The 7,196-nt window shown below is 73.1% G+C and carries 8 protein-coding genes; 7 read left to right on the top strand and 1 reads right to left on the bottom strand.

Annotation, left to right across the window (positions count from 1 at the left end; genetic code table 11):
* Positions 1 to 255 precede the first annotated feature (255 nt).
* From E1284_RS36915 to mnhG, 7 genes are all read left to right on the top strand, one after another.
* Positions 256 to 819, top strand: coding sequence for a dihydrofolate reductase family protein (locus E1284_RS36915; protein ID WP_131944790.1), 564 nt, complete (start codon positions 256 to 258; stop codon positions 817 to 819).
* 174 nt (positions 820 to 993) lie between these two features.
* Positions 994 to 3,786, top strand: a complete 2,793-nt coding sequence (gene mbhE, locus E1284_RS36910; RefSeq protein ID WP_131944789.1) for a hydrogen gas-evolving membrane-bound hydrogenase subunit E — start codon at positions 994 to 996, stop codon at positions 3,784 to 3,786.
* The gene (locus E1284_RS36905; protein WP_131944788.1) at positions 3,783 to 4,211 is read left to right on the top strand and encodes a Na(+)/H(+) antiporter subunit C; all 429 of its coding nucleotides are present in this window, start codon (positions 3,783 to 3,785) and stop codon (positions 4,209 to 4,211) included. The genes mbhE and E1284_RS36905 overlap by 4 nt, the downstream gene beginning before the upstream one ends.
* Complete coding sequence (locus E1284_RS36900; protein ID WP_131944787.1) at positions 4,208 to 5,728, top strand: Na+/H+ antiporter subunit D; 1,521 nt, start codon at positions 4,208 to 4,210, stop codon at positions 5,726 to 5,728. The genes E1284_RS36905 and E1284_RS36900 overlap by 4 nt, the downstream gene beginning before the upstream one ends.
* Positions 5,725 to 6,285: a Na+/H+ antiporter subunit E gene (locus E1284_RS36895; protein WP_131944786.1), complete on the top strand. Its 561-nt coding sequence runs from the start codon at positions 5,725 to 5,727 to the stop codon at positions 6,283 to 6,285. Before E1284_RS36900 ends, E1284_RS36895 begins: the two co-directional genes overlap by 4 nt.
* Positions 6,282 to 6,566, top strand: coding sequence for an MrpF/PhaF family protein (locus tag E1284_RS36890; protein WP_131944785.1), 285 nt, complete (start codon positions 6,282 to 6,284; stop codon positions 6,564 to 6,566). The genes E1284_RS36895 and E1284_RS36890 overlap by 4 nt, the downstream gene beginning before the upstream one ends.
* Positions 6,563 to 6,892 carry a monovalent cation/H(+) antiporter subunit G gene (gene mnhG, locus E1284_RS36885; protein WP_131944784.1) on the top strand — a complete coding sequence of 110 codons (330 nt, stop codon included), beginning with the start codon at positions 6,563 to 6,565 and terminating at the stop codon, positions 6,890 to 6,892. The genes E1284_RS36890 and mnhG overlap by 4 nt, the downstream gene beginning before the upstream one ends.
* Before the next feature lie 60 nt (positions 6,893 to 6,952).
* Here the strand turns inward: mnhG and E1284_RS36880 are convergent, their stop codons facing one another.
* On the bottom strand, positions 6,953 to 7,135 hold the full coding sequence (locus tag E1284_RS36880; RefSeq protein WP_131944783.1) for a hypothetical protein: 183 nt from the start codon (positions 7,133 to 7,135) through the stop codon (positions 6,953 to 6,955).
* Positions 7,136 to 7,196 lie beyond the last annotated feature (61 nt).

The raw sequence follows: 7,196 nt of genomic DNA, 5'->3' as shown, positions 1-7,196 counted from the left end.
CCACCCGCCCCTTTTGGGGCTTCAGCCGCCTGGTTGCGTGGCAGACCGCACCTATAACCTCGGAGCCCTGGCCATCACGGGCCGGAGTTGCTTGCGGGCGTTCTTGTCGAAGACCAGATCATGGTCCCGCAACGCCTTGCCGACCGCGTGACGCGTTGTGGCCTGCTCGGCGGTGTGCGCCCTGCTGCCGGCCGATGATTCTTCTGCGCCGTGGTGGTCTGTCCGTCGAACATCGGCTCGCAGGAGGGTGACGGCATGCGGAAACTGACCTTTGGTATGAACCTGAGCCTGGACGGCTACATCGCCGCGCCTGGTGACGACCTCGGCTGGAGTGTGCCGAGCGACGAGTTGTTCCAGTGGTGGTCCGACCGGGTGGGGGCCACGGAGCTGGCGCTGTACGGGCGGAGACTGTGGGAGACGATGAGTTCCCACTGGCCGACCGCCGACCGGCAGCCCGGCGTCACACCGGCGGAGGCCGAGTACGCCCGCCGCTGGCGGGACATGCCGAAGGTGGTGTTCTCCTCCACGATCAGCACGGTCGACTGGAACGCCCGGCTGGTCAGCGGGGACGCGGTCGCCGAGATCGCCCGGCTCAAGGCCGAGGACGGCGGTCCCATGGACATCGGCGGTGCCACGCTCGCCGCGGCGGCGATGCGGGCCGGGCTGATCGACGAGTACGTGCTGGTCACCGCACCGGTCCTGGTGGGGGGCGGCACACCGTTCTTCACGCCGCTGGACAACTGGGTGAACCTGACCCTGGCCGAGACCCGGACGTTCCCCGACGGCGTGATCCTGACCAGGTACGAGACCAAGCGCTGAGCTGACCCGTGCAGCGGATCCGCGGTGCCCTCCGTCGCGGTCGCCGTGTGGGGTGACGCGCGGTTCGTCATGTGAGCAGCCCGCGGCCCGGTGCCGTGCAGGTTCGTCCCTCCCCGTTTCGGGCGCGTCCTCTGGGTAGATCGCCTGCGACGTGGGGAGGGGGCTGCGGGCGGCATGCTGGCGTTGGTCGGGCTCTATGCCGTCGTGGCCGTCGGGGTGCCGTGGGCGCTGGGGCGCTACCGGCGGGTCATGGGGTGTGCCGCGGCGCTTCTGCCTGCGGCGACGGCTGCCTGGGCGGCTACGCGGGTGGGGCGGGACCTGACCGGCCGGGTCGTCTGGTCGTCCGATCTGGGGCTCGTGTTCGACTTCCGGCTGGACGCGCTGGCCGTGGTGATGCTGCTGCTGGTGGGCGGTGTCGGGGCCGTCGTCCTGTGTTACGCGGGATGGTACTTCGAGCGGTCCGAGCGGCTGATGATCGGGACGCTCGTCGCGTTCGCGGGGGCGATGACCGGGCTGGTGCTCGCCGACAACCTGCTCGTCCTGTACGTGTTCTGGGAACTCACGACGCTGAGTTCGTTCATCCTCATCGGGCATACGCGGCCTGACCGGGTGACGGACCGGCGGGCCGCCACGCAGGCGCTCCTGACGACCACCGCGTTCGGGCTGGTCATGCTCGTCGGGTTCGTGGTGCTCGGGCAGGCCGCGGGGACCTATCGGATCTCGGCGTTGGTCGCCGATCCTCCGGGAGGAACGGCGGCCCCGGTCGGTGTGGTCCTGGTGCTCTTGGGGGCGTTCGCCAAGTCGGCGCAGATTCCGCTGCACGGATGGTTGCCCGCGGCGATGGTCGCGCCCACGCCGGTGAGCGCCTACCTGCACGCGGCGGCGATGGTGAAGGCCGGGGTCTATCTGGTCGCCCGGCTGGCGCCGGGGTTCGCCGGGGTCGCTCCGTGGCGGCCCCTGGTCCTGGCGGTGGGGTTGCTGAGCCTGGTGGCCGGGGGCCTTATAGCGCTGCGGCAGGACGATCTCAAGCGGCTGCTGGCGTACGGGACGATCAGCCAGCTCGGCTTCCTGATGGTGCTGCTCGGGAACGGGACGCGGACGGCGGCGCTGGCCGGCGGGGCGCTGCTGCTGGCCCACGGGCTGTTCAAGGCGCCGCTGTTCCTGACGGTCGGCGCGGTCGAGCACGAGACGGGGACGCGGCGCGCGGACCATCTGTCGGGGGCCGGGTGGCGGCTGCCCGTCCTCGCGGTCGCGGCGACGGCGGCGGTCGCGTCCATGATCGGCATCCCGCCGTTCCTCGGGTTCGTGGCGAAGGAGGCCGCGTTCGAGGCGTTCGCCCACGGCGGCTGGGACCTTGTCGTCTTGGCGGGGATCGTCGCCGGGTCTGCGCTGACCGTGGCCTATGGGGCGCGGTTCCTGCACGGTGCCTTTTCGGGGACGACAGATCAAGGGCCCGACGACCCCTGGGGGCTGGTCGTTCCCGTCGTGGTGCTGTCCGTCGCCGGGTTCGCGCTGGGGCTCGTCCCCGGAGCCCTGCAGCGGCTCATCGGGCCCTACGCCGGGACGCTGCGGATCGACGGGCCGGGCTATGAGCTGGCGATCTGGCACGGGTTCGGGCTGCCGCTCTGGACGTCGGTGATCGCGATCGTGGCGGGCGCCGGGCTGTACGGCGCGTTCGGCCGGTCGTTCCCCGGACGGTCCGCGCGGTGGTGGCTCCCGGACGTCCAGAAGGGCTACGACGCCGTGGTCGGCGGGACGATGACCGCCGCGCACGCGGTGACCCGGCGGCTGCAGATCGGCTCGCTGCCGGTGTACCTCGGCGTGATCGCGCTGATGGTCCTGGTCGTGCCGGGGCCGGCGCTCGTGGCGGGGCTGATCCGGGGCACCGGGCCGGGGTGGCCGGTGCCGGAGGCCTGGGGCGACCCGGCGCAGCTCGTCCTCGGCGCGATCGTGGTCGCCGGCGCGCTCGGGGCGATGTGGGCGCGCGGCCGGCTGTCGGCGGTGCTGCTGCTGTCCGGCACCGGCTACGGGATGACCGGCCTGTTCGCCGTGCAGGGCGCGCCCGATCTCGCGCTCACGCTCGTGGTGGTGGAGACGCTGACGCTGTTCATGCTGGTGCTGGTGCTGCGGCGGCTGCCGGAGCGGTTCCCGCCGCGGCTGCGCAGGGTGCCCGCGCGGGCGGCCACCGCCGTGGTCAGCCTCGGCATGGGCGCGTTCGTCGGGCTGTTCCTGATGGTGGCGGCGCTGAGCCGGAACTCCGCACCGGTCGGCCCCGGCTACACCCGGCTCGCCGTGCAGGAGCACACGAAGAACGTGGTGAACCTGATCCTGGTGGATCTGCGCGCGCTCGACACGCTGGGCGAGATCGCGGTGCTGGCCGCGACCGCGATGGGCGTCGCGAGCCTGGTGCTGACGGGGCCGGACGTGCGCCGCCCCGGCCGGGCCGGGGCGGGGCCGCCGAGCCGCTGGCTCGCGGCGCCGAGCCGTCCGCCGCTCGGCGGCTCCTCGGTCCTGCTGGAGGCGGTGGCGCGGCTGCTGACCCCGACGGTCCTGGTGTTCTCGGTGTACCTGTTCTTCGCCGGGCACGGCCGCCCGGGCGGCGGGTTCGTCGGCGGCCTCGTCGCGGGCATGGCGTTCGTGCTCCGGTACCTGCCGGGCGGGCGGCGCGAGCTCGCCGCCGCGCTGCCCGTCCGCCCCGCCGTGCTGCTCGGCGGCGGGCTGGGGATCGCGGTCGCCACGGGCGCGGGCGGCTGGGCGTCCGGCGGCGAGTTCCTGTCGTCCCGGAAGTTCGGCGGAACCGTGCCGGTGCTCGGCGACGTCGAGATCTCCACGAACCTGCTCTTCGACGCGGGCGTCTACTTCCTGGTGCTCGGGCTGGTGCTGATGATCCTCACCACGCTCGGCGCGAGCCTGGAGGAGCCGGAGGACCCGGAGGAGTCCGAGGCCGCGGCGGGGGAGCCGTCGTGACCGGGCCCGGACTCGTCCTCGTGGTGGTGGTCGCGGTGCTGTTCGCCGCCGGGTTCGACCTGCTGATGCAGCGGTCCCTCATCCGCGTCGTGATCGGCTTCTCGCTGCTCGGGCACGGCGCGAACCTCGTCCTGCTGCTCGCGGGCGGGGCTGCGGGCACGCCGCCGCTGCTCGGCGCGAAGGGGCCGGGTGCGCCGGCCGACCCGCTCCCGCAGGCGATGGTGCTGACCGCGATCGTGATCACCTTCGGTGTCACGGCGTTCCTGCTGGCCCTGGCCTACCGGAGCCGGCGGTTGCGCGGCGGGGACGAGGTCCGCGACGACGTCGAGGACCGCCGGATCTGCGCGGAGCGGCACCGCCCCGGCCAGGCGCCGGACGCCACCCCGCTGGAGCAGGAGAACCCCGGGCCGGAGGACGGCGCATGAACGTGCTCGTCCCGCTGCCGTTCGCGCTGCCGCTGCTCGGCGCGGCGCTGGCGATGATCGCCCGGCGGCGCGGGACGTGGCTGCGGGTGCTCGGCCCGCTGGCCGCCGCCAGCAGCGTCGCGGCGAGCGCGGCGCTGCTGGCGGCGGTGGCCCGCGACGGCGTCCTCGCCGTCCAGATGGGCGGCTGGGCGGCGCCGCTCGGCATCACGCTCGTCGCCGACCGGCTGTCGGTGCTGCTGCTGGTGGTGTCCGGCACCGTACTGCTGGCGATCATGCTGCACGCCGTGGGGGAGGGCGCCGGCGGGACGGACGGGCACGAGGCCGGCGTCTTCTATCCCGCCTACCTGACGCTGACCGCCGGGGTCAGCCTCGTCTTCCTCGCCGGAGACCTGTTCAACCTGTTCGTCGCGTTCGAGGTCATGCTCGCGTCGAGCTACGTCCTCATGACGCTGACCCCGACCGCGGAGCGGGTGCGGGCCGGGATGACCTACACCGTGGTCAGCCTCACGTCCTCGATCCTCTTCCTCACCTCGCTCGGCCTCACCTACGCGGCCGCGGGCACGGTCAACCTCGCCGACCTGTCGACGCGGGTCCCGGACCTGCCGGGCGCGACCCGCACCGCGCTCGGGCTGCTGTTCCTCGTGGTGTTCGGCATCAAGGGCGCGATCGTGCCGATGCACATGTGGCTGCCCGACAGCTACCCCGTCGCGCTCACGAAGATCACCGCGGTGTTCGCGGCGCTGCTGACGAAGGCCGCCGTGTACTCGCTCATCCGCGTCGAGACGCTGGTGTTCCCCCGCGAGCACGGCTCCTGGGTGATGCTGGTGCTCGCCGCCGGGACGATCATCATCGGGACCCTCGGCGCGCTGACGCACGACGACATCCACCGCGTGTTCTCGTTCATCCTCGTCGGGCACATCGGCTACATGCTGTTCGGTCTCGCGCTGTTCGACGTCGCGGGGCTCACCGGCGCGATCCTCTACCTCGTCCACCACATCGTCGTGCAGGCGACGCTCTTCCTCGTCAGCGACCTGATCCAGGGCCATACGGGGGAGACGTCGCTGCACCGGCTCGGCGGGCTCGCGGGCTTGTCGGCGTTCATCTCCGTGCTGTTCTTCATCCCCGCGATGAGCGTGAGCGGCGTGCCGCCGACGTCGGGGTTCGTCGCCAAGCTCGCGCTGTTCCAGGCGGGCGTCGCCTCGGGGAGCGTCCTGGCGTACGCCGTGACGGGCGTGGCCGTGGTGGGGAGCGTCCTCACCCTCATGGCGATGAGCCGGATATGGACGCTCGGATTCTGGCGCGCCCGCCCGGAGGACGCGCAAGAGCCGCCCAAGTCCGAGTCGTACACGCGCGGGGGTGTGCGGCTCATGCAGTCGGTGACCGCGGTGCTGGTCGTCGCCGGGCTCCTCATCGCCGCGTTCGCCGGCCCGCTCGCGTCCTGGAGCAGGCACGCCGCGAGCGACCTCGTCAGCGGCGACGACTACCGGAACGCCGTCCTGGACGGAGGGACACCGTGAGCACGAGCGTCCGCGGCATCGTCTCGCGGGTGGGCATGGGCGTGTGGCTCTTCGCGGTCTGGCTGCTCCTGTGGGGACGGGCCGACGCCCTGGTCGTGGTCGGCGGCGTCATCGTGGTCGCCGTCGCCTACCGGGTGAGCCGGCTGCCGGCCGTCCCGACGCTGCGGCGGGTACGGCCGCTGTGGCTGCTGCTGGCGGCGCTGGAGTTCGCCTGGGACTTGCTGCTGTCGAGCCTGGTCATCGCCTGGCACGCCCTCTACAAGCCGCGCGAGGTGAAGGGCGCGATCGTCGAGGTGGACGCCCGGACCCGCTCCGAGCTCATCCTGCTGGCCGTCACGACGAGCATCTCGCTGCGCCCCGGCACGCTGCTGGTCGACCTCGACTGGGACCGGCACGTGCTGCACATCCACGCCATGCCGGTCCGGTCCCAGAAGGAGGCGGACGCCGCGCGGGGCGGCGTGCTGCGCACCGAGCACCGGCTGATGCGCGCCCTCGTGGCCTCCGAGGACGCGGCGGAACGAGACGTATCCACAAGGGAGACCAGGGAGGACCGATGAGCATCGTCTACTACGCGGCCATGGCGCTGCTGGGCGCCGCGTTCCTGATGACCGCCGCCCGCCTCGTCCGCGGGCCCTCCACGTTCGACCGCGTCATGGCGGGGGACATCCTCGCGGTCCTGCTGGTGAGCGGCATCGCGGTCCACGCGGCCGTCCACAAGGAGACGGCGAACGCCTCGATCCTCGTCGCGGTCGCGCTGATGGGCTTCGTGGGGTCGGTCAGCGCCGCGCACCTGGCGGCGGCGCGGGCGGAGCGGCGGGAGCGGGAGGGGCGGGCGTGAGCGCCGCCGACGCCGTCACCGCCGTCCTGCTGCTCGCCGGGTCGGGGTTCAGCGCGGTCGGCGCGCTCGGCATGCTCCGGTTCCCCGACCTGCTCACCCGGCTGCACGCGGCGACGAAACCGCAGACGATCGGGCTGCTGCTCGTCCTCGCCGGGGTGGCACCGCAGACCGGCTCGGTCACCGCCGCCACCCCGCTGCTGCTGGTCGCCGCCTTCCAGCTGATCACGGCGCCGGTCACCGCCCAGACCATCGGCGGCGCCGCCTACCGCGCCGGCGTCATCGACCCGGCGACCCTCGCCCTCGACGAGACCGGCCGCGCCTCCTGAGCCGCGGCGCCGTTCCCGGGAGCGGCGGGCACCCGCCCCTGCGGGGTGCCCGGAGCGGGCTCAGGACCGCGTCCCGCCGCGGTGGAACATGCCGGCGCAGCCCCAGCCGAGGCCGATGACGACGGCGCCGGCGGCGGCGAAGACTCCGACGCCCCGGACGTCCAGGACGGTGAGGAGCGCGATCACGAGCCCGTAGAGGACGGTGAGGGCGAAGAGGGCCGGCCGGGCGATGGTGTTGTTCATGTGCTCGATCTTGTCGCGGCCTAGAGCCCAGTAGTATCCACCGGTCGGTGGACAGCGGGCG

It is taken from the genome of Actinomadura bangladeshensis, assembly GCF_004348335.1.
Lineage (GTDB): Bacteria > Actinomycetota > Actinomycetes > Streptosporangiales > Streptosporangiaceae > Spirillospora > Spirillospora bangladeshensis.
Note: the sequence above shows the minus strand (reverse complement) of the source record. Positions and strands in the feature narration are given on the sequence as shown.